The organism is Variovorax sp. SG517, assembly GCF_013376045.1.
GTDB lineage: Bacteria > Pseudomonadota > Gammaproteobacteria > Burkholderiales > Burkholderiaceae_C > Variovorax.
The window spans coordinates 1-21562 of the sequence record NZ_JABMJG010000012.1 but is presented as its reverse complement, the minus strand read 5'-3'; the positions used below and the strand labels follow the sequence as shown (position 1 = coordinate 21562).

At 67.5% G+C, this 21562-nt stretch carries 24 protein-coding genes; 9 read left to right on the top strand and 15 right to left on the bottom strand.

What is annotated here, in order from left to right:
* The first annotated feature begins 59 nt into the window (after nucleotides 1-59).
* From FHT32_RS29865 to FHT32_RS29835, 7 genes are all read left to right on the top strand, one after another.
* The gene (locus FHT32_RS29865; RefSeq protein WP_176668179.1) at nucleotides 60-1742 is read left to right on the top strand and encodes a CTP synthase; all 1683 of its coding nucleotides are present in this window, start codon (nucleotides 60-62) and stop codon (nucleotides 1740-1742) included.
* Nucleotides 1739-2029: a DUF1330 domain-containing protein gene (locus tag FHT32_RS29860; RefSeq protein ID WP_176668178.1), complete on the top strand. Its 291-nt coding sequence runs from the start codon at nucleotides 1739-1741 to the stop codon at nucleotides 2027-2029. The genes FHT32_RS29865 and FHT32_RS29860 overlap by 4 nt, the downstream gene beginning before the upstream one ends.
* 64 nt (nucleotides 2030-2093) lie before the next feature.
* Entirely contained in the window at nucleotides 2094-3377 is a 1284-nt protein-coding gene (eno, locus tag FHT32_RS29855) for a phosphopyruvate hydratase (protein ID WP_125951808.1), read from the top strand.
* Between the two features lie 19 nt (nucleotides 3378-3396).
* The gene (ftsB, locus tag FHT32_RS29850) at nucleotides 3397-3675 is read left to right on the top strand and encodes a cell division protein FtsB (protein WP_093203189.1); all 279 of its coding nucleotides are present in this window, start codon (nucleotides 3397-3399) and stop codon (nucleotides 3673-3675) included.
* 25 nt (nucleotides 3676-3700) lie between these two features.
* Complete coding sequence (gene pnuC / locus FHT32_RS29845) at nucleotides 3701-4336, top strand: nicotinamide riboside transporter PnuC (RefSeq protein WP_176668177.1); 636 nt, start codon at nucleotides 3701-3703, stop codon at nucleotides 4334-4336.
* Complete coding sequence (locus FHT32_RS29840; RefSeq protein ID WP_176668176.1) at nucleotides 4333-5004, top strand: AAA family ATPase; 672 nt, start codon at nucleotides 4333-4335, stop codon at nucleotides 5002-5004. Before pnuC ends, FHT32_RS29840 begins: the two co-directional genes overlap by 4 nt.
* Nucleotides 5005-5040: 36 nt before the next feature.
* Nucleotides 5041-6009 (top strand): hypothetical protein, encoded by a 969-nt coding sequence (locus FHT32_RS29835; RefSeq protein WP_176668175.1) that lies wholly within the window; start codon nucleotides 5041-5043, stop codon nucleotides 6007-6009.
* 18 nt (nucleotides 6010-6027) lie between these two features.
* Here the strand turns inward: FHT32_RS29835 and FHT32_RS29830 are convergent, their stop codons facing one another.
* From FHT32_RS29830 to FHT32_RS29800, 7 genes are all read right to left on the bottom strand, one after another.
* Nucleotides 6028-7020, bottom strand: coding sequence for a MurR/RpiR family transcriptional regulator (locus tag FHT32_RS29830; RefSeq protein WP_176668174.1), 993 nt, complete (start codon nucleotides 7018-7020; stop codon nucleotides 6028-6030).
* On the bottom strand, nucleotides 6980-8044 hold the full coding sequence (locus FHT32_RS29825) for a C45 family peptidase (protein ID WP_176668173.1): 1065 nt from the start codon (nucleotides 8042-8044) through the stop codon (nucleotides 6980-6982). The genes FHT32_RS29830 and FHT32_RS29825 overlap by 41 nt, the downstream gene beginning before the upstream one ends.
* Nucleotide 8045: 1 nt before the next feature.
* Nucleotides 8046-8774, bottom strand: a complete 729-nt coding sequence (glnQ, locus tag FHT32_RS29820; protein ID WP_371132285.1) for a glutamine ABC transporter ATP-binding protein GlnQ — start codon at nucleotides 8772-8774, stop codon at nucleotides 8046-8048.
* Entirely contained in the window at nucleotides 8771-9427 is a 657-nt protein-coding gene (gene glnP / locus FHT32_RS29815) for a glutamine ABC transporter permease GlnP (protein ID WP_176668172.1), read from the bottom strand. Before glnP ends, glnQ begins: the two co-directional genes overlap by 4 nt.
* 21 nt (nucleotides 9428-9448) lie before the next feature.
* The gene (gene glnH / locus FHT32_RS29810) at nucleotides 9449-10201 is read right to left on the bottom strand and encodes a glutamine ABC transporter substrate-binding protein GlnH (RefSeq protein ID WP_176668171.1); all 753 of its coding nucleotides are present in this window, start codon (nucleotides 10199-10201) and stop codon (nucleotides 9449-9451) included.
* Between the two features lie 280 nt (nucleotides 10202-10481).
* Nucleotides 10482-11480, bottom strand: a complete 999-nt coding sequence (locus FHT32_RS29805; RefSeq protein ID WP_176668170.1) for an Hsp33 family molecular chaperone HslO — start codon at nucleotides 11478-11480, stop codon at nucleotides 10482-10484.
* A 39-nt stretch (nucleotides 11481-11519) separates the two neighbouring features.
* Complete coding sequence (locus FHT32_RS29800; RefSeq protein ID WP_176668169.1) at nucleotides 11520-12044, bottom strand: gamma carbonic anhydrase family protein; 525 nt, start codon at nucleotides 12042-12044, stop codon at nucleotides 11520-11522.
* 41 nt (nucleotides 12045-12085) lie between these two features.
* Between FHT32_RS29800 and FHT32_RS29795 the strand changes: the two genes are divergently transcribed.
* Nucleotides 12086-12910 (top strand): ferritin-like domain-containing protein, encoded by an 825-nt coding sequence (locus FHT32_RS29795; RefSeq protein ID WP_176668168.1) that lies wholly within the window; start codon nucleotides 12086-12088, stop codon nucleotides 12908-12910.
* A 25-nt stretch (nucleotides 12911-12935) separates the two neighbouring features.
* Here FHT32_RS29795 and FHT32_RS29790 read toward each other — a convergent pair whose 3' ends face one another.
* From FHT32_RS29790 to FHT32_RS29755, 8 genes are all read right to left on the bottom strand, one after another.
* Nucleotides 12936-13382 (bottom strand): MaoC family dehydratase, encoded by a 447-nt coding sequence (locus FHT32_RS29790; protein ID WP_176668167.1) that lies wholly within the window; start codon nucleotides 13380-13382, stop codon nucleotides 12936-12938.
* Between the two features lie 53 nt (nucleotides 13383-13435).
* The gene (locus tag FHT32_RS29785) at nucleotides 13436-14569 is read right to left on the bottom strand and encodes a thiolase family protein (protein WP_176668166.1); all 1134 of its coding nucleotides are present in this window, start codon (nucleotides 14567-14569) and stop codon (nucleotides 13436-13438) included.
* 94 nt (nucleotides 14570-14663) lie between these two features.
* Nucleotides 14664-15239 carry a TetR/AcrR family transcriptional regulator gene (locus FHT32_RS29780; RefSeq protein ID WP_176668165.1) on the bottom strand — a complete coding sequence of 192 codons (576 nt, stop codon included), beginning with the start codon at nucleotides 15237-15239 and terminating at the stop codon, nucleotides 14664-14666.
* A 55-nt stretch (nucleotides 15240-15294) separates the two neighbouring features.
* Entirely contained in the window at nucleotides 15295-16287 is a 993-nt protein-coding gene (locus FHT32_RS29775; RefSeq protein WP_176668164.1) for a tripartite tricarboxylate transporter substrate binding protein, read from the bottom strand.
* A 52-nt stretch (nucleotides 16288-16339) separates the two neighbouring features.
* A complete protein-coding gene (locus FHT32_RS29770; protein WP_371132283.1) occupies nucleotides 16340-17320 on the bottom strand; it encodes a Bug family tripartite tricarboxylate transporter substrate binding protein in 981 nt (326 codons plus the stop codon).
* Nucleotides 17317-18102, bottom strand: a complete 786-nt coding sequence (locus FHT32_RS29765) for a DUF72 domain-containing protein (protein WP_176668163.1) — start codon at nucleotides 18100-18102, stop codon at nucleotides 17317-17319. The genes FHT32_RS29770 and FHT32_RS29765 overlap by 4 nt, the downstream gene beginning before the upstream one ends.
* Nucleotides 18077-18991, bottom strand: coding sequence for a site-specific tyrosine recombinase XerD (xerD, locus tag FHT32_RS29760; RefSeq protein ID WP_176668162.1), 915 nt, complete (start codon nucleotides 18989-18991; stop codon nucleotides 18077-18079). The genes FHT32_RS29765 and xerD overlap by 26 nt, the downstream gene beginning before the upstream one ends.
* Before the next feature lie 70 nt (nucleotides 18992-19061).
* A complete protein-coding gene (locus FHT32_RS29755; protein ID WP_176668161.1) occupies nucleotides 19062-20036 on the bottom strand; it encodes a tripartite tricarboxylate transporter substrate binding protein BugE in 975 nt (324 codons plus the stop codon).
* Nucleotides 20037-20157: 121 nt separating this feature from the next.
* Here FHT32_RS29755 and FHT32_RS29750 point away from each other — a divergent pair, with 121 nt between their 5' ends.
* Complete coding sequence (locus tag FHT32_RS29750; RefSeq protein ID WP_371132281.1) at nucleotides 20158-21063, top strand: AEC family transporter; 906 nt, start codon at nucleotides 20158-20160, stop codon at nucleotides 21061-21063.
* Nucleotides 21064-21562: the final 499 nt, after the last annotated feature.

Sequence of the window (21562 nt, the reverse complement as noted above, 5' to 3'; positions counted from 1 at the left end):
AAGGGCACACCTATAATCGCAATTTCCCACTGCCCGGATTCACAGCGTCCGGAACTGGCATGACCAAATTTGTCTTCGTCACCGGTGGTGTCGTTTCTTCCCTTGGCAAGGGAATCGCCTCCGCCTCGCTCGCCGCGATCCTCGAATCGCGCGGCCTCCAAGTCACCCTCATCAAGCTCGATCCGTACATCAATGTCGACCCCGGCACGATGTCGCCCTTCCAGCATGGTGAAGTGTTCGTCACCGATGACGGCGCAGAGACCGACCTCGACCTCGGCCACTACGAGCGCTTCATCGACACGCGGATGCGCAAGGCCAACAACTTCACGACCGGCCAGATCTACAAGACCGTGCTCGAAAAAGAGCGCCGTGGCGACTACCTCGGCAAGACGGTGCAGGTGATCCCGCACATCACCAACGAGATCCAGGAATACATCAAGCGCGGCGCCGGCATCGGCACGGCGCACGAGGTGGACGTGGCCATCGTCGAGATCGGCGGCACCGTGGGCGACATCGAGTCGCTGCCCTTCCTGGAGGCCGTGCGCCAGATGAGCCTGCGCATGGGCCCGAACAACTCGGCCTTCGTGCACCTGAGCTACGTGCCCTGGATCGCCGCCGCCGGCGAGCTCAAGACCAAGCCCACGCAGCACACCGCGCAGAAGCTGCGCGAGATCGGCATCCAGGCCGACGCCCTGCTGTGCCGCGCCGACCGCCGCATCCCCGACGACGAGCGCGCCAAGATCTCGCTGTTCTCGAACGTGCCCGAATGGGGCGTGATCTCGATGTGGGACGTGGACACCATCTACAAGGTGCCCCGCATGCTGCACGAGCAGGGCCTCGACGGCCTGATCTGCGACAAGCTGCGCATCAACACCCCGCCCGCCAAGCTGCAGCGCTGGGACGACCTGGTCTACGAGGTCGAGCATCCGCAGAAGGAAGTGTCGATTGCCATGGTCGGCAAGTACGTCGACCTGTCGGACAGCTACAAGTCGCTCAACGAGGCGCTGCGCCATGCCGGCATGAAGAACCATGCCCGCGTGAAGATCGACTACATCGACTCCGAGACCATCTCCGCGCAGGACGTGTCTCGCCTGGCCAAGTACGACGCCATCCTGGTGCCGGGCGGCTTCGGCCAGCGCGGCGTGGAAGGCAAGATCTCGGCCGCCCGCTTCGCCCGCGAAAGCAAGGTGCCCTACCTCGGCATCTGCCTGGGCATGCAGGTGGCCACCATCGAATACGCCCGCCACGTGGCTGGCCTGAAGAACGCCAACAGCACCGAGTTCGACCCCGAGACGCCCACCCCCGTGATCGCCCTGATCACCGAGTGGAAGGACGCCGACGGCACCGTGAAGACGCGCGACGAGAAGTCCGACCTTGGCGGCACCATGCGCCTGGGCGCGCAGAGCTCCGACGTGGCTCCGGGCACGCTGGCCCACAGCATCTACGGCGACGTGGTCACCGAGCGCCACCGCCACCGCTACGAAGCCAACGTCAACTACCTCGACCAGCTGCGCAGCGCCGGCCTCGTGATCTCCGCGCTCACGCAGCGCGAGCACCTGACCGAGATCGTCGAGCTGCCGCAGGACGTGCACCCCTGGTTCATGGGCGTGCAGTTCCATCCCGAGTTCAAGTCGACCCCGTGGGGCGGCCACCCGCTCTTCAACGCCTTCATCAAGGCTGCGCTCGAGCACAAGGAAAAGGGTTCGGGCAGCACCAACAAGACCCTGAAGGCCGTCGCATGAGCAGCGGCTACGTCATCGCGCATGTCGAGGTCACGAACCCGACGCAGTACGAGGAATACAAGAAGTGGTCCACCGTCGCCATGCAGGCGCATGGCGCCGAGGTGTGCGTGCGCGGCGGCCAGGTGCAGCCGCTGGAAGGCGACTGGAAGCCCACGCGCATCGTGATCCTCAAGTTCCCCAGCTTCGAGAAGGCCAAGGCCTTCTACGAGACGCCCGAGTACCTCAAGGCGCGCGAGGCGCGTGCCGGCGCCGCGATCATGAACATGATCGCCGTCGAGGGCCTCTGAGCCGTCCGATCCGTTTTCCCATCTATTCATCCGCCCAAAGAGACCAGAAAGAGAAAGACAGAAGATGAGTGCAATCGTTGACATCGTCGGCCGCGAAATTCTCGACAGCCGAGGCAACCCCACCGTCGAATGCGACGTGCTGCTCGAGTCGGGCACCATGGGCCGCGCGGCCGTGCCCTCGGGCGCGTCGACCGGTTCGCGCGAAGCCATCGAGCTGCGCGACGGCGACAAGAGCCGCTATCTCGGCAAGGGCGTGCTGAAGGCCGTCGAGAACATCAACACCGAGATCTCGGAAGCCGTGCTCGGCCTGGACGCCAGCGAACAGGCCTTCCTCGATCGCACGATGATCGACCTCGACGGCACCGACAACAAGGGCCGCCTGGGCGCCAACGCCACCCTCGCCGTCTCGATGGCCGTGGCCCGCGCCGCGGCCGAAGAGTCGGGCCTGCCGCTGTACCGCTACTTCGGCGGCATGGGCGGCATGCAGCTGCCGGTGCCGATGATGAACGTCATCAACGGCGGCGCGCACGCCAACAACAGCCTCGACCTGCAGGAATTCATGATCATCCCCGTGGGCGCCAAGAGCTTCCGCGAGGCCGTGCGCTACGGCGCCGAGGTGTTCCATGCACTGAAGAAGATCCTGGGCGACCGCGGCATCAGCACGGCGGTGGGCGACGAAGGCGGCTTCGCTCCCAGCGTGGAGAGCCATGAGGCTGCCATCCAGCTGATCCTGGAAGCCATCGACAAGGCCGGCTACACGGCAGGCGAGCAGATCGCCCTGGGCCTCGATTGCGCGGCCAGCGAGTTCTACAAGGACGGCAAGTACGTGCTCTCGGGCGAGAACCTCTCGCTCACGGCCGAAAGCTGGACCGACATGCTCGCGACCTGGGTCGACAAGTACCCGATCATCAGCATCGAAGACGGCATGCACGAAGGCGACTGGGACGGCTGGAAGCACCTGACCGAACGCCTGGGCAAGCGCGTGCAGCTGGTGGGCGACGACCTGTTCGTCACCAACACCAAGATCCTGCAGGAAGGCATCGACAAAGGCATTGCCAACTCGATCCTGATCAAGATCAACCAGATCGGCACGCTGACCGAGACCTTCGCCGCCATCGAAATGGCCAAGCGCGCGGGCTACACCGCCGTCATCTCGCACCGCTCGGGAGAGACGGAAGACAGCACCATCGCCGACATCGCCGTGGGCACCAACGCCGGCCAGATCAAGACCGGCTCGCTTTCGCGCTCGGACCGCATCGCCAAGTACAACCAGCTGCTGCGCATCGAAGAAGACCTCGGCGACATCGCCGTCTACCCCGGCCGCGGCGCGTTCTACAACCTGAAGTAACGCCCGGACGCCACGCGGCATGCGCGCCCGCCTCGTTCCTCCGATCGTCCTGCTGCTCCTGCTGGCCATCCTGCAGTGGCAGCTGTGGAACGGGCGCGGCAGCGTGCGCGACGTGGCCCAGTTGCGCACCAAGCTGGCCGACCAGAAGGAAGCCAACGCCAAGGCCGCGCTGAACAACGAGCGCCTGAGCTCCGAGGTCAACGACCTCAAGGACGGCCTCGAGATGGTCGAGGAACGGGCGCGCGCCGAGCTCGGCATGGTGAAACCGAACGAAGTGTTCGTACAAATCGCGCACTGACCCTTCTTCATCTTTCCGCCTGCTGATGACCGAGCTTCTCTCGGCCCCCGCATTCCTGCTCTGGGGCTCTCCTGTCAGCTGGCTCGAACTCGTCGCGTCGACGCTGGCACTCGCCATGGTGGGCTGCAACATGCGCGAGATCCACTGGGGATGGCCGCTGGCCATCGTCAGCTCTGTGCTCTACGTGGCGGTGTTTGCCAAAGCGCGCATCTACGGCGACGCCTCGCTGCAGGTCTTCTTCGCGCTCGTCGCCCTCTGGGGATGGGCGCAGTGGCTGCGCGGCCATCGCGCCGACGGCAGCGCTCTGCGCGTCAGCCGGCTTTCGTCGCGCGGCGTCGCGCTCACGCTGCTGGCCTGCGCAGTGGCATGGCCTGCGGTCGCCCTCTTCCTGCGCCGCTTCACCGACACCGACGTGCCTTGGTGGGACGGTTTCGCCACCGGCCTGAGCCTGGTCGGGCAGTTCCTGCTGGGGCGCAAGTTCATCGAGAACTGGCTGATCTGGCTGGCGGTGAACGTGGTGAGCGTGGGCCTCTTCATCCACAAGGGCCTGTGGCTCACGGTGGGGCTGTACGCGGTGTTCGCCGTGCTCAGCGTGGCCGGCTACCTTGCCTGGCGCCAGCGCATGCCGCCCTCCACCGCAGTCGAGGCTGCGCGCGCATGACACCCGTGCTGCCGACCGGCTGCGTCATTGCCCTCGTGGGTGCCGAAAGCACCGGCAAGACCGAGCTGGCCCGCGCCATCGCGCAGCGCCTGCAGGACCGCGGCGTGCCGACCGCCTTGGTGAGCGAATACCTGCGCGAATGGTGCGAACGCGAGAACCGCACGCCGCGCCCCGACGAGCAGCAGGCCATCGCCGACGAACAGACGCGCCGTATCGCAGCCGCCGCAGCCACCGGCGTGGTGGTGGCCGACACCACCGCGCTCATGACGGCCGTCTACAGCGAACAGCTATTCGCCGACACGTCACTCTACGAAGCCGCCCTGGCCGCCCAGCGCGGCTACGCCATCACGCTGCTGACCGCGCTCGACCTGCCCTGGGTGGCGGACGACATGCGCGACGGCCCACACGCGCAGCAGCCGACCGACACGCTGGTGCGCGCCGCGCTCGCACGCGCGAAGGTCTCGTACGCCGTGGTGCACGGCGGCGGCGCCGAGCGGCTGGCCAACGCCTGGAACGCGATCGTCTCCATCGCGGGCAACGAGGGCCGGCCGCGCACGCGCGTCAAGTCCGACGCGAAACCCGCCTCCTGGTCGTGGCCTTGCGAGAAATGCTCCGACCCGGAATGCGAACATAAGCTCTTCAGCGATCTCATCGCGCGCCGCGAGTAACGCGCCTCGCCTTCCCTCCCCTTACCCGGAGACCCGATGCCCCTTTCGACCCTCGCGCGCATCGCGCTTCTTCCTGCCGCCGCACTGCTTCTGCCGGCCACCGGCCCGGCCCACGCAGCCCCCGTCGCAGCCACCGTCGAGAACGGCACCACCACCACCGCCTGCGCCGAGGAGGACAACGTCTCGCTGACCCTGCGCGGCGAAGGCATCCGCCGCATGCGCATCGAGGCGCTGCAGCCCGACTACCTCGACAAGATCGGCAACGACGTCACCGCGCCCGACTTCTCCGGCTGCAACTTCGACGGCGGCGAGCACCCCACCGACCCGGCCTACCGCTTCCGCAAGCGCACCGTGGTGCTGATGGACAACGCCCAGTGGCGCGTCGTCGGCATGACGCTGCCGAGCTTCTGGCGCCCGCAGCGCGTGCCCGTGCAGGTGGGCAAGCGCAAGGACCGCGGCTTCCACCTGCTGCAGGTGTTCAAGAAGGAGAACGGCAAGCCGCTCGAAGCCATCGTGCTCTATCCGTCGGACGGCTACTGGCGCATCAAGCCGCTGCCCGAGGCGCGCTTCGGCGACGGGGTGTACGGCTCGTCCTTCCTGCTCGGCCCGGTCGAGGCCGCCGCGCGGCCGGTGGTGAACATCGCGTCGATCCGCATCGTGCCCCGGCCGCTGGCCATCCATGTGCGCTTCACCGATGGCGGCAGCGCCGCGGTGAAGGTCGACGAGATCAGCCGCGTGCGCACCGCACTCGACGTCACGCTGTCGAAGCCCACCGCGAGCGCCCAGCCCTTCGCGGTGCTGCGCTCGATGTACGTCACGCCCGACAACGCTGACGTGAGCGAGGTGCGCTGGCAGGCATCGCCCCAGGCGGCGCAGCAGGTGCTGCCGCTGCCGGAGGTGAAGAGCCTGCAGGGCACGCAACTGCGCTTCGGGCGCAGCCTGCCGTCGAAGCACAACACGAGCGCGCCGGACATCGCGTTCGGCGGCTTCGACGACCGCGAATGAGGCCGCGCGCGGCCGGACCTACTCGATGCCCAGGTCGGCAATGAAGCGCTCGCGCCGCTCGAGCGCTTCCAGCGCCTTCTTGCCCAGGCCGGTCGCGACCAGGTTCAGCAGGCCCTCGCAGAAGATCACGTAGGCGCCCATCGAATTGCTGAAGAAGGTGCTGCCATGCGGCACGAAGAAGGAATGCTTCGCGAAGGCCGCGAGCGGCGAGGCGCGATGGTCGGTGATGGCGATCACGACCATGCCGGCCTTGGCCGCTGCCTCGGCCGTCTCCGCGATGCTGCGTGTGTAGGGCTCCACGCTGGTCACCACCACCAGGTCGCCGGGCTGCAGTTGGGCCAGTCCTTCGGCCGCGCCGAGCCCGTGCGGATCGAGCAGCGCCACGTCGCCGCGCACCATCGCCAGCCCGTAGGCCAGGAAGCTCGCGAGCGCGCTGAACTGCCGCAGGCCGTGCACGCGCACCCGTGGCGCGTTAGCGAGCAGCCGGGCCGCCTGCTGCAATTCGTCGGCCGACAGTTGCGCGAGAAAGCCTTCGGTGTTGGCAATCGAATCGCGGGCGATCTGCACCATGGTGTCGATCTCCGGACGCTGCCCGGGCCCTTCGGACTGCGAACGCTCCGATGCATGCGCCACCAGCCGGCCGGCCTGCTCGCTGTAGAAGTGGCGATGCCTGGACGCCAGCCCGTCGCGGAACACGGTCTGGAACTCGACGAAGCCGGCATAGCCCAGCCGAGTGGCAAGACGCGTGAGCGTCGATGCGTTCACGCCCAGCGAATCGGCCAGTTCGGTGATGGTGCGCACCGCAACCTCTTCCGGGCGCTCGACCAGACGCGCCAGCACGCTGTGCGCCTTGCCGCCCATCGAGATCAGCGCGTCGCCGCGCCCGAGGCTCACCGTCAGCGCGCGCAGCTCCTCTACGGTTCGCGGCGGTGAGGCGCCGGTCGCGCCGGCGTCAGCGGGTTCATCGGCATCAGGCTGGGCGGGCACGCTGGCTTTTTTCGGTGCTTGCATGGCCGTCGATCATATGGAATCGCGGCGGCCGGGCCGGGTGCTCATACACCGCCCACTCGATGTGCGAAGCACCGGCGACGAAGCGGATGTCCGCAGTCGCCATCGTGTTCTCCGCGTCGCTGTCGTCCGGACTGGCACGCAGGATCGGGAACTCCGCGTTGCTTCCGTCGGCCAGCAGGTGCAGCGGATCGACCGCCACGCCCTCACCGGCCAGCAGTGCATCGCCGCGCTCCTGCCGATGCCGCGAAGAGCCCGTGACGATCTGCGGCAGGTCGCGCAACGACGCGTGCAGCGCATGGTTGGCATGCAGCAGCCGCCCGTCGATCTCCACGATGGAGCATGCTTCGGAGCTGAACTCCACGCTGAAGAGCCCCGGCGACGCTCGGTGCGCCACCGTGAGGTGAAAGCCGCCCGCGCGCTCGTTCGACTCGAGCAGCGTGCGCACATCCTGCACGCTGGCGGCTTCGAGCAGCGCCCGCGCGAGCACCATGCGCGGAACGCCCGGCCGCACGTTCAGGCATCGAAGGTTGTTCACCGTCATCGCGAGCCCGCCGTCGGTCACCGCGAAGGTGTGGCCCGGCAGCGATCCCGGATAGACGAAGGACGCGAACGAGGCCCCGCCCTCCACCACGCACCCGGCGATCGCGCAATGGCCGGCGAAGGCCGGGTCGCCGTCTTCGTTGTGCGTGATGCGGCGCAGCGCGCCGGCCGATTCCTGCACCGTGGTGCAGCCGTCGGGCGCCATGGCCCACAAGTCGCCGCGGCAGTTCCACAGGAACACGTCTTCGAAGGGCAGCTCCAGCCCTGCGGCCAGGCCCTGGAGTTCGTCCCAGATGCGCGGGAAGCGCGAACGCACCAAGGCGGACATCGCCACCGCGGCGGGTGTGCCACGATGGTGCATCACCGATGCCCATGCAGGCGAATGCCGCGCGTAGTCCTGCATCGCCGCGGCGCCGAAGCGGCCCAGCGTTCGTCCGGTCTCGAAGGGCGAGCCTGCGGCCTCGAGGTAATTCAATGTCGGCATGTCACTCCACGTGCTGAAGAAAGTCGCGCAGGCGCTGGTTGGGCGGGTTGTCCAGCAGCTGCGCCGGCGGTCCGTCGACCGTGATGTGGCCGTGCTCCATGAAGATCAGCCGCGTCCCGACCTTGCGGGCGAACTGCATCTCGTGGGTCACGACCACCATCGTCATGCCCTCCTCCGCGAGCGACTGCATCACGCGCAGGACCTCCTGGCGCAGCTCGGGGTCGAGTGCGGAAGTGGGCTCGTCGAACAGCATCAGCTTGGGCCTCACGGCCAGCGCACGCGCGATGGCCACGCGCTGCTGCTGTCCGCCGGAGAGCTCGCTCGGGTAGTGGTTCATGCGCTCGGCGAGCCCCACCTTGGCAAGCAGTTCGGCCGCCTGGGCCTGCGCCTGCGACTTGGAGGCGCCGCGCACCTGGCGCGGGCCGAAGGCGACGTTCTCCAGCGCGGTCATCTGCGGGAACAGATTGAACTGCTGGAACACCATGCCGGCCTCCTGGCGGATCTCGCGCGCCACGGCATTGCCGCCGCGCACGCTGAGACCGTCCACCAGCAGGTCGCCGCCGTCGATCTGCTCCAGCGCGTTGATGCAGCGCAAAAGCGTCGACTTGCCCGAGCCCGAGGGGCCGATCAGCACCACGACCTCGCCCTTGCGGATCTGCAGGCTCACGCGGTCGAGAACCTTGTTGGCGCCGAAGCGCTTCTCGACATTCTTGAATTCGACGATGTTCACAGGATGCGCATCCTTCTTTCGACGGTCCGCAGGCCGAGCGTGAGAAGCCCGATCAGCAGCAGGTAGATGGCAGCGACCGCGCTCCAGATCTCGATGGCGCGGAAGTTGGCGGCCATGATTTCCTGCCCCTGGCGCGTCAGCTCGCCCACGCCGATGACGATGAAGAGCGAGGTGTCCTTCAGGCTCACGATGAACTGGTTGCCCAGCGCCGGCGTCATGCGCCGGAACGCGACCGGGCCGACGACGAACGCCAGCACCCGCCAGCGCGGCAGGCCCATGGCCAGCCCCGCCTCGCTCAGGCCGCGGGGCACGGAGAGAAAAGCGCCGCGCACGATTTCCGCGATGTAGGCGCCCGAGTTGATGACGATGGAGGCGATGGCCGCCGTCATCGGGTCCACGCGCACGCCCAGCAGGCCGGGCAAGGCGAAGTAGATGAACATGACCTGCACCACGATGGGCGTGCCGCGCACCAGCCCCACGTAGGCGAAGCCGATGCTCGTGACGAGGTTGTTCCCGTAGGCGCGCATCAGGCCGAACAGCACGCCCAGAAGAGTGCCTCCGGCAAGACCCGCCACGGTGATGAGCACCGTCAGTTGCGCGCCCTTCAAGAGCGCCGGCAGCGCGCCGGCGATCACTGACCAATCGAAATCCATGAATGGCTCCGTGGCTGCCGCTCAGGACTTCGGCGGTTCGGCCTTGAACCACTTGCGGTAGATGGTGGCGTAGCGGCCGTCGGCCTTGATCTTCGCGAGCGCCGCGTTCACCTGCGGCACCAGCGGGCTGCCCTTGGGAAAGCCGATGCCGTACTGCTGCGCCATCATCTGCGGACCCACCGCCTTGGCCTTGCCCGCACCTGCGGTGGCGATGTAGTACAGGACGTTGGGCGTGTCGTGCATGGCGGCATCGACGCGGCCGGTCATCAGCTCCAGGTAGGCGTTGTCGATGTTCGGGAACTGGCGCAGCTCGGTGCCGGCGAAGTTGGCCTTGGCGTAGTCGGCGGCGGAGGTGCCGGTCTTGATGGCCAGCGTCTTGCCCTTCAGGTCGGCCACGCCGGCGATCTTGCTGGCGGTGGGCACCATGAGGATGAAGCCGCTGTCGTAGTAGCCGTCGGAGAAGTCGATGACCTTCTTGCGCTCGTCCTTGATGGTGATGCCGGCCAGCGCCACGTCGACGTTCTTGGTCTGCAGCGCGGGCAGGATGCCCGCGAAGTCCATCGGCTGCAGCTTGTATTCGAGCTTCAGTTCCTTGGCGACGGCCTCCCACAGGTCGATGTCGAAGCCCACGTACTTGTCGCCCTCCTTGAATTCGAAGGGGACGAATGCGGTATCGACCGCCACCAGCAGCGGGCCGGCCGCCGTGGCGGGAGCGGCGATGAACGACGTGGCGACGGCCGCGGCCGCGAGCAGTCGGAGTACGAGTTTCTTCATGACAATCCTTCCGGAGTAAGAGCTCACCGAATTGGTGCAATTGAATTTGCATGAAAATCAAATTCGCAAATCCATTTGCATAATGTGTGCCAAGCGGCAGCGCGCGGCAAGCTCGGGTTTGCCCTGAGCGCCACGGCAGCGGCTCGCCCCGATGCCTGAGGCAGGGGCGATGCGGATGTCCTGGAAACGGGAAGCTGGAACTCGAAAGGCCCCCGCGGCGGGGGGCAGGCGGCTCGGCCGCATCAGGCAGGCGTTGCGCCTGCCTGCATCTGTCGTCTGATTACTGCACGACCGGGCTGCCCGGAATCTGGTCGCCCAGCGGCGTGAACAGCTGCGCCGCATCCACCGCGTCGAAGCGGTACTGCTTTCCGCAGAAGTCGCAGCCCACCTCGATGTTGCCGCGCTCGGCGAGGATGCTCTCGGCTTCCTGCTCGCCGAGGCCGCGGATCATCTGCGCCACGCGCTCGCGGCCGCAGGTGCATGCGAAGCGCGGGCCGAGCATGCCGGCCTGCGGCTCGAAGCGCAGCAGCTTCTCTTCCCAGAACAGGCGGCGCAGGATGGTCTCGACGTCGAGCGTGAGCAGCTCGTCGCGCGTCAGGCTCGACGCGAGGATCGAGATGCGGTTGTAGTCCTCGTTGCGGCCGATCTGGTCTTCGTTAGCCTGGTCGTGGTCCTTGTCGGAGGTGCCTTCGAGGTTGCCCTCGCCCCTGACCGGCAGGCGCTGGATCAGCAGGCCCGCGGCCACCTTGTCGTCGGCGGCCAGCACCAGCGTGGTGTCGAGCTGCTCGCTTTGCAGCATGTAGTGCTGCAGCACGTCGCTGAGCTTGCCCAGCTTCTCGCCGTCGTCGCCGAAGAGCGGCACGACGCCCTGGTAGGGGGTGGTGCCGGGCAGCTTGTCCTTGGGGTCGAGCGTGATGGCGCAGCGGCCCTTGTTGTTCACGTTGACCATGTCGGGCAGGTGCGCGTCGGCGGGCAGTTCGCCCATCACCTTGGCGGTGGCGCGAAGGCTCAGGTCGGGCTTGGATTCGGCCACCGCCACCTTGACAGGCCCGTCGCCGAAGATCTGCAGGATCAGCGCGCCGTTGAACTTGATGTTGGCCTGCATCAGCGTGGCAGCCGCCGTCATCTCGCCGAGCAGTTCGACCACCGGCTGCGGATAGGCGCCGGTGGCGGTGTTGGAGGCGCGCCGCGCGAGGATCTCCTGCCACGCGTCCGTCAGGCGCACGATCATGCCGCGCACCGGCAGGCCATCGAACAGGAATTTGTGCAGCTCGCTCAAAACATCTTCTTTCTGTGTGTGTGCCTGCGACCGGGATGGTCAGGCTATCTTCTTCAGCCCTTTGGCAAAGCGGCGGGCATTCGATACGTAGTTCTCCGCGCCCTGGCGCAGCTTGGCGGCGGCCTCGTCGTCGAGAGTGCGCACCACCTTGGCGGGCGATCCCATGATGAGCGAGTTGTCGGGGAACTCCTTGCCCTCGGTCACCACGCTGCCGGCGCCAACGATCGAATTGCGGCCGATCTTCGCGTTATTCAAGACCACGGCCTGGATGCCGATCAGCGTGTTGTCGCCGATGGTGCAGCCGTGCAGCATCACCTGGTGGCCGACGGTCACGTTGTCGCCGACGGTCAGGGGGCAGCCGATGTCTGCGTGCAGCACCGACAGGTCCTGGATGTTGCTGTTGCGCCCGATGCTCAGCGTCTCGGTGTCGCCGCGCAGCACGGCGCCGAACCACACGTTGGCGTTGTCCGCCAGCCTGACATTGCCCATCACCTCCGCGCTGTCGGCCACCCATGCACCTTCGCCCACCTGGGGTGCCACACCGTCGAGTTCGTAGAGCGCCATTGTTTCCCGTCCCTGCAAGGTCAAAACCTAGAATTGTAGGGATGCACCCCCGAATGAGCGCGCTGGCCGCGCTTCGCCTTACAGATCCCGATGAAAAGGTGGCCGCCACCCGTGCCATCAGTGCCATCTCTCTGGACGGCGCTACCGATTCCATAGCAACCGAAGCCATCCGCACCACGGGCGACGATCTGGGCGTACCGGGCCGCCCCGAACGTCCGCTGCGCGTGGCCGCCACGGCCGTGCAGAAGCGCTCGCCCTTCACCACCGAAGGCCGCGCCGCGCTGATCCATTCGATCTGCCACATCGAGTTCAACGCCATCAATCTCGCGCTCGACGCCGTCTGGCGCTACGACGGCATGCCCGAGGCCTACTACCGCGACTGGCTGCGCGTGGCCCACGAAGAGGCGCAGCACTTCACGCTGCTGCATGCGCATCTGCAGGACATGGGCTGGCGCTATGGCGACTTCCCCGGCCACGACGGCCTGTGGAACATGTGCGAGAAGACGAAGGACGACGTGCTCGCCCGCATGGCGCTGGTGCCGCGCACGCTGGAAGCGCGCGGGCTCGACGCCACGCCGCTCATCCAGGGCAAGCTCAAGCGCGTGAACACGCCCGACGCGCTGCGCGCGGTGGAGATCCTCGACATCATCCTGCGCGACGAAGTGGGCCACGTGGCCATCGGCAACCACTGGTACCGCTGGCTGTGCGAGCGCGCTGGCATCGACCCGGAGGCCAGCTATCCGGCGCTGGTCGCGCGCTACGACGCGCCGCGCCACAAGCCGCCTTTCAACCTCGAGGCACGCGGCCGGGCCGGCTTCAGCGCCGAAGAGCTTCGCCAGCTCTCGCAAGCGCAGGACAAGGCCTGAGGCCGCGCCCGGGGCTTTCCTGGGCTCAGGCCGGGCGGGCGTGCACCACCAGCTTCGGCGAGAAGTCCTGGAGCACCTCGCCGCGCTGGTTGAGCGTCTGGCAATGCATCGTCACCATCGCGCGCCCGGGCTTGGAGCGAGAAGGCGCGATCGCGGTCACCTCGCCCTCCACATGCAGCACGTCGCCGGGTCGCGTCGGCCGGGGCCATTGCAGCTCGCCGCCCGAGCCGATGATGCCGTCGGCCAGCGGGATGCCGCTTTCGACCAGCAGCTTCATCGTGAGGGCGGCCGTGTGCCAGCCGCTCGCGGCAAGGCCGCCGAAGAAGGTGTTCTTCGCGGCCTCTTCGTCGGTGTGGAAGGGCTGCGGATCGAACTGCTGCGCGAAGGCCTTGATCTGCGCCACATCCAGCGCGTGCTCGCCGCTGCGGAAGCGGTCGCCGACCTTCAAGTCTTCGAGATACAGCTTGGCCATGGGGTCTCCTTTGTCTTCAGTGGCGATCGTCATTCTCGCGCCCGGCGCTGCGTTCAGACGCGCTCGAGGATCGTCGCGATGCCCTGCCCTCCGCCGATGCACTGCGTGGCCAGCGCATAGCGGCCCTTCTCGCGCGCCAGCAGCGACGCCGCCTTGCCGGTGATGCGCGCGCCGGTCGCGCCCAGCGGATGGCCGATGGCAAGGCCGCCGCCGTCGAGGTTGATCTTCGACGGATCGAGCCCCAGGTCGCGGATGCAAGCCAGCGCCTGCGAGGAGAAGGCTTCGTTGATCTCGATCACGTCGAGATCGGCCGCGCTCAGGCCTGCGCGTGCCAGCGCCTTGCGCGTGGCCGGGATCGGGCCGATGCCCATGATCGCCGGGTCGACGCCCACGGTCGCGAACGAGCGGATGCGCGCCAGCGTCTTCAGGCCGTGCTTCGCCGCGAATTCGTCGCTGGTGACGAGCACTGCCGCCGCGCCGTCGGTCAGCGGGGACGAGGTGCCGGCCGTCACCACGCCGTCGGGGCGGAACGCGGGCTTGAGGTTCGCCAGTGCCTCGGCGGAGGTGGTCGGGCGGATGCAGCCGTCGGCATCGATCACGTCGCCCGAAGCCAGGCGCACCGGCACGATCTCGCCGGCGAGCCGCCCATGAGAGCGCGCCTCGGCCGCCTTGCGGTGCGACTCCACCGCAAAGGCCTCCTGGTCGGCGCGGCTCACGTTCCAGCGCTGCGCCACGTTCTCGGCGGTCTCGCCCATCGAGATGTAGGCGTCGGTGTGCTCCTTGAGTTCCGGGCTCGGCGAGAAGTTGAAGCCGCCCTGCGGCACCATCGTCATCGACTCCACGCCCACGCACAGGAACGCATCGCCCATGCCCGCCTCGATCTGCGCCGCGGCGATGTGCACCGCCTGCATCGAGGAGCCGCAGAAGCGGTTGACCGTCATGCCGCCCACTTCGTGCGGAAGGCCGGCCAGCAGCCCGACGATGCGCGCCAGGTTGTTGCCCTGCGAGGCCTCGGGGTAGGCGCAGCCGAGGATGACGTCCTCGAGCAGCGCGGGATCGAGGTCGGAGCGCTGCAGCAGGCCGCGCACCACGCCGGCGGCGAGCGTGTCGGGGCGCACTTCGGCGAGCGCGCCTTTCTTCGCGAAATGGAACGGGGAACGGGCGTAGGCGGAAATGACGGCTTTCATGAATACTCTCCAGCAGGTTTGACTACCTTCCAATCGGTAGGCTTCGAGGTCGAAAAATAAGCACGCCGAAGCGTGCCTGCACGGCGCCGGGCCCTCAGCCCGGCAAGGAACTCCTGAGTTGGGCGATGGCGTCGTCGAAATCTTCGACGCGGCCCGTCATGCGCGCCGACAGCAGCGCGCCCTGGCATACGGAAAAGACGTAGGCAGCCAGCGAAGCCACCGAGGCGCCGGTCTTGCGCTGCGGCATCAGCGCGCCCAGCACGCCGGTGAGCCACGTCACCTGCGTGTTGCGCAACTCCTGCACCGCAAGGCGCAGTTCGTCGTTGACGACGCCCCAGCCCGGCGCCATCGCCCCTGCGGGACACATCGCCGAGCCGGCCCTGAGCGTGTTGCGGTACATGCGGAAATACGATTCGAGCGCGTCCTTCGGCTCGCGCGACCGGGCGGCGTCCCAGTCCTTGAAGCCTTGTGTGGCCCCGCGGATCACCGCGACACCCAGCGCCTCCTTGGTCGGGAAGTGGTGGTACAGGCTGGCCTTGCGCACGCCGACCGCATCGGCCACGTCCTGGAAGCTGAAGCCCAGGTAGGAGCGCGTTTCGATCAGGCCCCGCGCCACCGCGAGGATCTGCTCGCGGGTGCTGCCGGTGGACAGGGCTGTGGCGTTGGTCATCTACCTACTATAAGGTAGGGAAGATCAACCCACAAGCGGAGGTGTCATGAAGGCGTCAGTCGGCCTTGATGCCCGCCGCCTTGACGATGCGCCCGTTGCTCTCGAACTCGCTGGCGATTTCCTTCGCGAACGCGGCCGGCGTGCCGCCGGTGGGCACGTTGTCGGTGGCCGTCAGCTTGGCGCGCAGTTCGGGCGTGGCCAGCGCCTTGTTGATCTCTGCGTTGTACTTCGCGACCAGCGCCGGCGGCGTGGCGGCGGGCGCGAACACGCCGAACAGCGAATTGATGTTCGCCGCCTTGTAGCCCAGCTCGCCCAGCGTGGGAACTTGCGGCAGGCTGTCGAGCCGCGCGGGCGCGCCCACCGCCAGCGGGCGCAGCTTGCCCGACTGGATGTGCGAGGAGAGCGTCGGGCTCGCGTTGGTGGAAAGAATCTCGAACTGCCCGCCGATCGCGTCGTTGAGCTGCTGGCCGCCGCCCTTGTAGGGCACGTGCGTGATGTCGACGCCGGCCGCGGCGCGCAGCTGCTCCAGCACGATGTGGCCGAGCGAGGCCGGCCCCGAGGTGGCCCAGCGCACCGCGCCCGGATGCGCCTTGGCATCGTCGATCAGCGCCTTGAAGTCCTTGGCCTTGCTTGCCGGCGTGGCGATCAGCAGCACCGGCGAATACATCACGCTGGCCACGGGCGCCACGTCCTTCAGCGGGTCGAAGGGCAGCTTGCCCAGGTGCGGGCTCAGCACCAGCGGGCTGATGGCCGAGAAGCCCAGCGTCGCACCGTCGGGCGCGGCCTTGGCGACGGCGTCCATGCCGATGGCGCCGCTCGCGCCCGCGCGGTTGTCGACGATCACCGTGACGCCCATCTGCGCCGCGAGCCGGTCACCCAGCGCACGCGCGACCACGTCGCTGACGCCGCCCGCCGGGTAGGCGACGATGAGGCGCACGGTCTTGGGCACGGTTTGCGCGAAGGCGCCGGATGCGGCGCACAGCGCGGCGGCGACGAGGAGTCGGGTCGCCGTGCGGCGCGAGGGCTTCGAGGAAGCGAGGAAATTCATGGTGTCGTGTGTGGCAGCCCGTGTCGTCTGCCTGCTTGCTTGATGGATGGCGTCAGTCCAGCTGCAGCTTGCGCTCCTTGATCAGCCTGGACCACTTCTCATTGTCCGCCTTCACGAATGCCGCGAACTCGGCCGGCCCGAGCGAATGCACCTCGGCGCCCGCCGTCGCGAACTTGGCCTTGATCTCGGGCTGCGCCAGCGCCCTGGCCAGCTCGCTCGAAAGCCGGTCGACGACTTCCTTGGGCATGTTCGCCGGCCCGACCAGCCCCTGGAAGCCGACCGACTCCATGCCCGCCAGCCCCAGCTCCTTCACCGTGAGCACATCGGGCAGCTGCGGATCGCGCGCCGGGCCGGTCACGGCCAGTGCCTTGAGCTTGCCGCCCTTCACCTGCGGCAGCAGCACGCTGCCCGCGTCGATGAGGATCTGCGTCTGCCCGCCGATCAGGTCCTGCACTGCGGGCGCGCTCCCCTTGTACGGCACGTGGGTCATGTCGAGCCCGGTCACCTGGTTCATCAGCTCGCCGTTGAGGTGCGTGGAGGTGCCGTTGCCGCCCGAGGCGAAGTTGACCTTGCCCGGCTGCCCCTTGGCCCACGCGACGAACTCCTTGAGGTTCTTCGCCGGATGGTCCGGCCGCGTCACCGCGATGTAGCTGCCCTGGCTGATCTGGCCGATGTAGGTGAACTGCCTGATCGGGTCATAGGGTGGCTTGCTCTGCAGGTACGGCGCGATGGCGAAGGGCCCCGTGTTGGCCAGCAGCAGCGTGTAGCCGTCTGCGGGCTGGCGCGTGAGCTCGGTGGCCGCGATCATGCCGCTCGCGCCGGGCTTGTAGTCGACCACCAGCTGCTGCTTAAGCGCCTCCTGCAGCGGCACCTGCACGGTGCGCGCCGCGAAGTCGATGCCGCCGCCGGGCGGATAGCCGACGATCAGGCGGATGGGCTTGGCGCTCGGGAATGCCTGGGCGGCGGCGAGGCCGGCGGCTGCGGCCATTGCAAAGCCGAGCCCAAGGCCTGCGCAGAGTCTGTTGAATTTCACGTTCCGTCTCCTCTTGTTGATCGTTGATTTTCCAGCAGCCGCTGCAGCGTCAGCGCGTTGCCCGTTGCCTCGCCGCCGGCCGTGTTGTCGAACACGCACCAGCACTGCGCACCCTCCTCCTTAGCGCGCTGCAGCCGCCGGGCGAGGCGCGCGAGCAGTTCTTCGTCGTAGGCGGACCAGTAGCGCCGCGGCGAACCGTGCAGCCGCAGATAGACAAGGCCCGCCCAGCCGCCGGGGGCCGCGGCTTCGTCGAACAGCACCGGGTCCGCGAGCACGCGGGCCACTTCGAAGTCCAACAGGAGCCCGTCGGCCTGCGGCGCGAACCAGCTGCGATGGCGCGGCTCCAGCACCACCGCGCCGCGGTGCCTGTGCCGCAGCGCGGTGAAGAAGCTGCGCACCGCTTCTGCATCGAACGCCAGGCTGGGCGGCAACTGCACGACCAGCGCACCCAGCTTGCAGCCGAGGCCTTCGACCTGCGCGGCAAACGCCTCGAAAGCCGGCATCGCATCGACCAGCCGGCGTTCATGTGTCACAGCCTTGGGCAGCTTGACCGCGAAGCGAAACCCTTCAGGCGTGCTCGCGGCCCAGCGCTCGTAGGTCTCGCGCCGGTGCGGCCGGTAGAACGAGGTATCGATCTCGACCGCGTCGAAGCGCTGCGCATAGCGCTCCAGGTGCGAGCCTTCGGCCGGAAACACCGGCCACAGCGCGCGCGGCAGGCTCCATCCGGCGCAGCCGATGCGCCAGTCCTGCGAAGGCTCAACCGCGCGGGTGGTGCGTGGCATGCAACTGCTTCAGGCGCTCGCGCGCCACGTGCGTGTAGATCGTCGTCGTCGAGATGTCCGCATGCCCCAGCAGCAGCTGCACCGCGCGCAGGTCGACGCCGTGGTTCAGCAGGTGCGTGGCGAAGGCATGGCGCAGCGTGTGCGGCGACAGCGGCACGTGGATGCCTGCCGCGGTGGCGTGCTTCTTGACGATGATCCAGAACATCACGCGCGTCATGCCGGCGCCGCGCGCGGTGACGAACAGGTCGGGCGTCTGCTGTCCGTCGAGGATGGCCGGGCGCGACTCTTCCAGGTAGCGCTCGATCCAGCGCCGCGCCTCGCCGCCGAAAGGCACCAGCCGCTCCTTGCTGCCCTTGCCGAGCACGCGCAGCACGCCGTCGTTGAGGCTCATGTCGGTGACCTTGAGCGCCACCAGCTCGCTCACGCGCAGGCCGCTGGCGTACATCAGCTCCAGCATCGCGCGGTCGCGCAGGCCGAGTGGCGACTCGACGTCGGGTGCCCCCAGCAAGTCGTCGACCTGCTTTTCGGACAGCGTCTTGATGGCCCGCGGCATCTGCCGCGCCGGCACGAGCCGGATGCTCGGATCGGCCGCGATGCGCCGCTCGCGCAGCGCCCAGCGGTAGTAGCGCTTGAACACCGTGAGCCGGCGGTTGGCCGACGTGGCCTTGCCCTTGGTCGACAGCCGCGCGCCCATGTAGGCCTGCAGGTCCGTCTCCTTCGCGGCGTTGAGTGCGGTGCCGCTGCGCTGCGCCCCGAGCCACTGCGCGAACAGCGCCAGGTCGCGGCGGTAGGCCGCCAGCGTGTTCTTCGACAACCCGTCCTCGAGCCACAGGGCGTCGATGAAATCGTCGATCTCGGGTGTCGTCTGCGTGGCTGCCTCTGTGCTCATGCCTTGCAAGATAGCAAAAAGAAAAAGCCGCCCGGCATGCGGGCGGCTTCCCTGGTGCGAGGAGCGATCCTCAGTCGAGCTTCAGGTTCTGCTTCTTCACGACCTGCTTGTACACGTCGTACTCGGCCTTGATCTGCGCGGCGAACTGGTCGGGCGTGTTCGCCACGATCAGCGAGCCCGTGTCCTCGATGCGCTTGCGCACCGCCGGCTCTTCGACCGCCTTCTTCACGCCCGCGCTGATCTTCTCGACCACCTCCTTGGGCAGGCCCTTCGGGCCGAGGATGCCGTAGTAGGCCATGCGGTTCACCGGCTCCAGGCCCACTTCCTTGAAGGTCGGCACGTTGGGCAGCGCGGCCAGGCGCTGCGGCGCCGACACCACGATCGGGATCAGCCGGCCGCTCTGGATGAAGGGCATGGCCGAGGGGATGTTGTCGAACATGATCGGCACCTGGCCGGCCACCACGTCGTTGAGCGCCGGGCCCGCGCCGCGGTAGGGGATGTGCGTGACGAAGGTGTTGGTCAGGCTCTTGTAGAGCTCCATCAGCAGGTGGCCGATGCCGCCCGTGCCCGACGAGGCGTACGAGTACTTGCCGGGGTTCTTCTTCAGCTCGGCCACGAACTCGGCGTAGTTCTTGGCGGGGAAGCTCGGGTTGACCGCGATGATGTTCGGCGTGGCCGCGATGTTGATGATCGGCGTGAAGTCGTTGATCGGGTCGTACGGCGTCTTCGGGTTGATGGCCGGGTTGGCCGCCGTGCTCGACACCGTGGCGATGCCCAGCTTGTAGCCGTCGGGCGTGGCACGGGCGGTTTCGGCCGCGCCCACGATGCCGCCGCCACCAGCGCGGTTGATCACCACCACCGGCTGGCCCAGCACCTTGCCCAGCGGATCGGAAATCACGCGCGCCACGATGTCCGTCGTGCCGCCCGGTGCGAACGGCACGCTCAGTTCGACGGGCTTGTTGGGATAACCCTGCGCAAAGCTCTGACCCGCCACTGCGACCAGTGCCGCGGCTCCCACCATCGCGCCCCATTGACGACGTTGCATCGAAAACTCCTTATTGATCTGACTTGGCTGATGTCGAAAAACGAAGCCCGGATGCTAGCGGCTAGCCGGCGGTCTCCGTGCTCTGGATTACCCATGGTCAAGCGGGTTTATCCTCGAAGCGGTGAATTACGCGCAGCTGCTCTTCCCCGACTTCTCCCTCATCGCCATCGGCTGGCTCCTGTGCCGCTACACCGCCCTCGACCGCCGCGTGTGGGACCAGGTCGAGAGTCTCGTTTACTACTTTCTATTTCCCGTACTGCTGTTCCACTCGATCGTGCGCAGCCCGCTCGACTTCGGCGCCACGTCGAACCTGCTGACCGCGGGCCTGTGCATCGGAGCCTGCGGCATCGCGCTGGCCTATGCCCTGCCCTTCGTACCGGGCCTGCGCACGCACATCGACCGGCGTGACCACGCCGCCAGCACGCAGGTCGCGTTCCGCTTCAACTCCTTCATCTGCCTGGCGCTCGCCGAAAGGCTCGCAGGCTCCGAGGGCCTGCTGCTGATCGCCGTGCTCATCGGCGTGTGCGTGCCCATCTTCAACATCGCGGCCGTGTGGCCGATGACGCGGCATGCGCAGACGGGGTTCGTGCGGCAGCTGGTGCGCAACCCGCTGATCGTCGCGACCGTGGCGGGGTTGCTGGCCAATGTGCTGGGGCTGAGCGTGCCCGGCTGGGCAACTCCCACGCTGACGCGGATCGGGGCTGCTTCGCTGGCGCTTGGGCTGCTGGCCGCGGGGGCGGGGATGAAGTTTTCCACCCTCGGGGCGGGGAAGGTGCTGGCCGTGTCTGTGCTGGCGATACGGCATCTGTTGCTGCCGTTGGTGGCCTGGGGGCTGGCTCGGGCGCTTCGGCTGGATGCTGCGCAGGGGGCTGTGCTGATGGCGTTTTCTGCTGTGCCTACTGCTTCGAGTGCTTATGTGCTGGCTGCTCGCATGGGGTACAACGGACCTTATGTGGCGGGGCTGGTGACTTTGTCTACCTTGCTGGGGGTTGTCAGTTTGCCGTTTGCTTTGGCTTTGCCTCGGTAGGCGGAGTGTTTGCTTCCCGAGGCCGGGTCTCGGCCCGGCAGCCGACCTACTTTTCTTTGCTTCGCCAAAGAAACGTAGGCAAAAGAAAGGCGACCCTACTGTCTGCGTCCCTTCGCTTCGCTACGGGCAACCTGCGGTGCTCGACGTAGGAGGGGGTCCGCAGAACTCGCTTCGCTCAAACAGCTGCGGCCCTTATCCCTCCTACGTCTGCGCTCCTCGGCGCAGCCAGAAGGGAGCGACCCGTGCCATCGCTTCGCTCGGCTTCTTGAACAGCCTGGACTGGCCTTCGCTTTGCTCGGCGCGGATTCAATCCGCCCCCAACAACCAACGATCGATTCCAAGCACGGCGGGAGCGAAGCGCCTGCCGTGCCTTGGTGGCCGAGCGAAGCAAAGGCCCGTACTTCTCCCCTCCCCTCTGGCTGCGCCGAGGAGCGCAGCGTTTCGCGGATCAGGGCTCGCCCTTGTTTGAGCGAAGCGAGTTTGGGCGAGACCCCGCGAA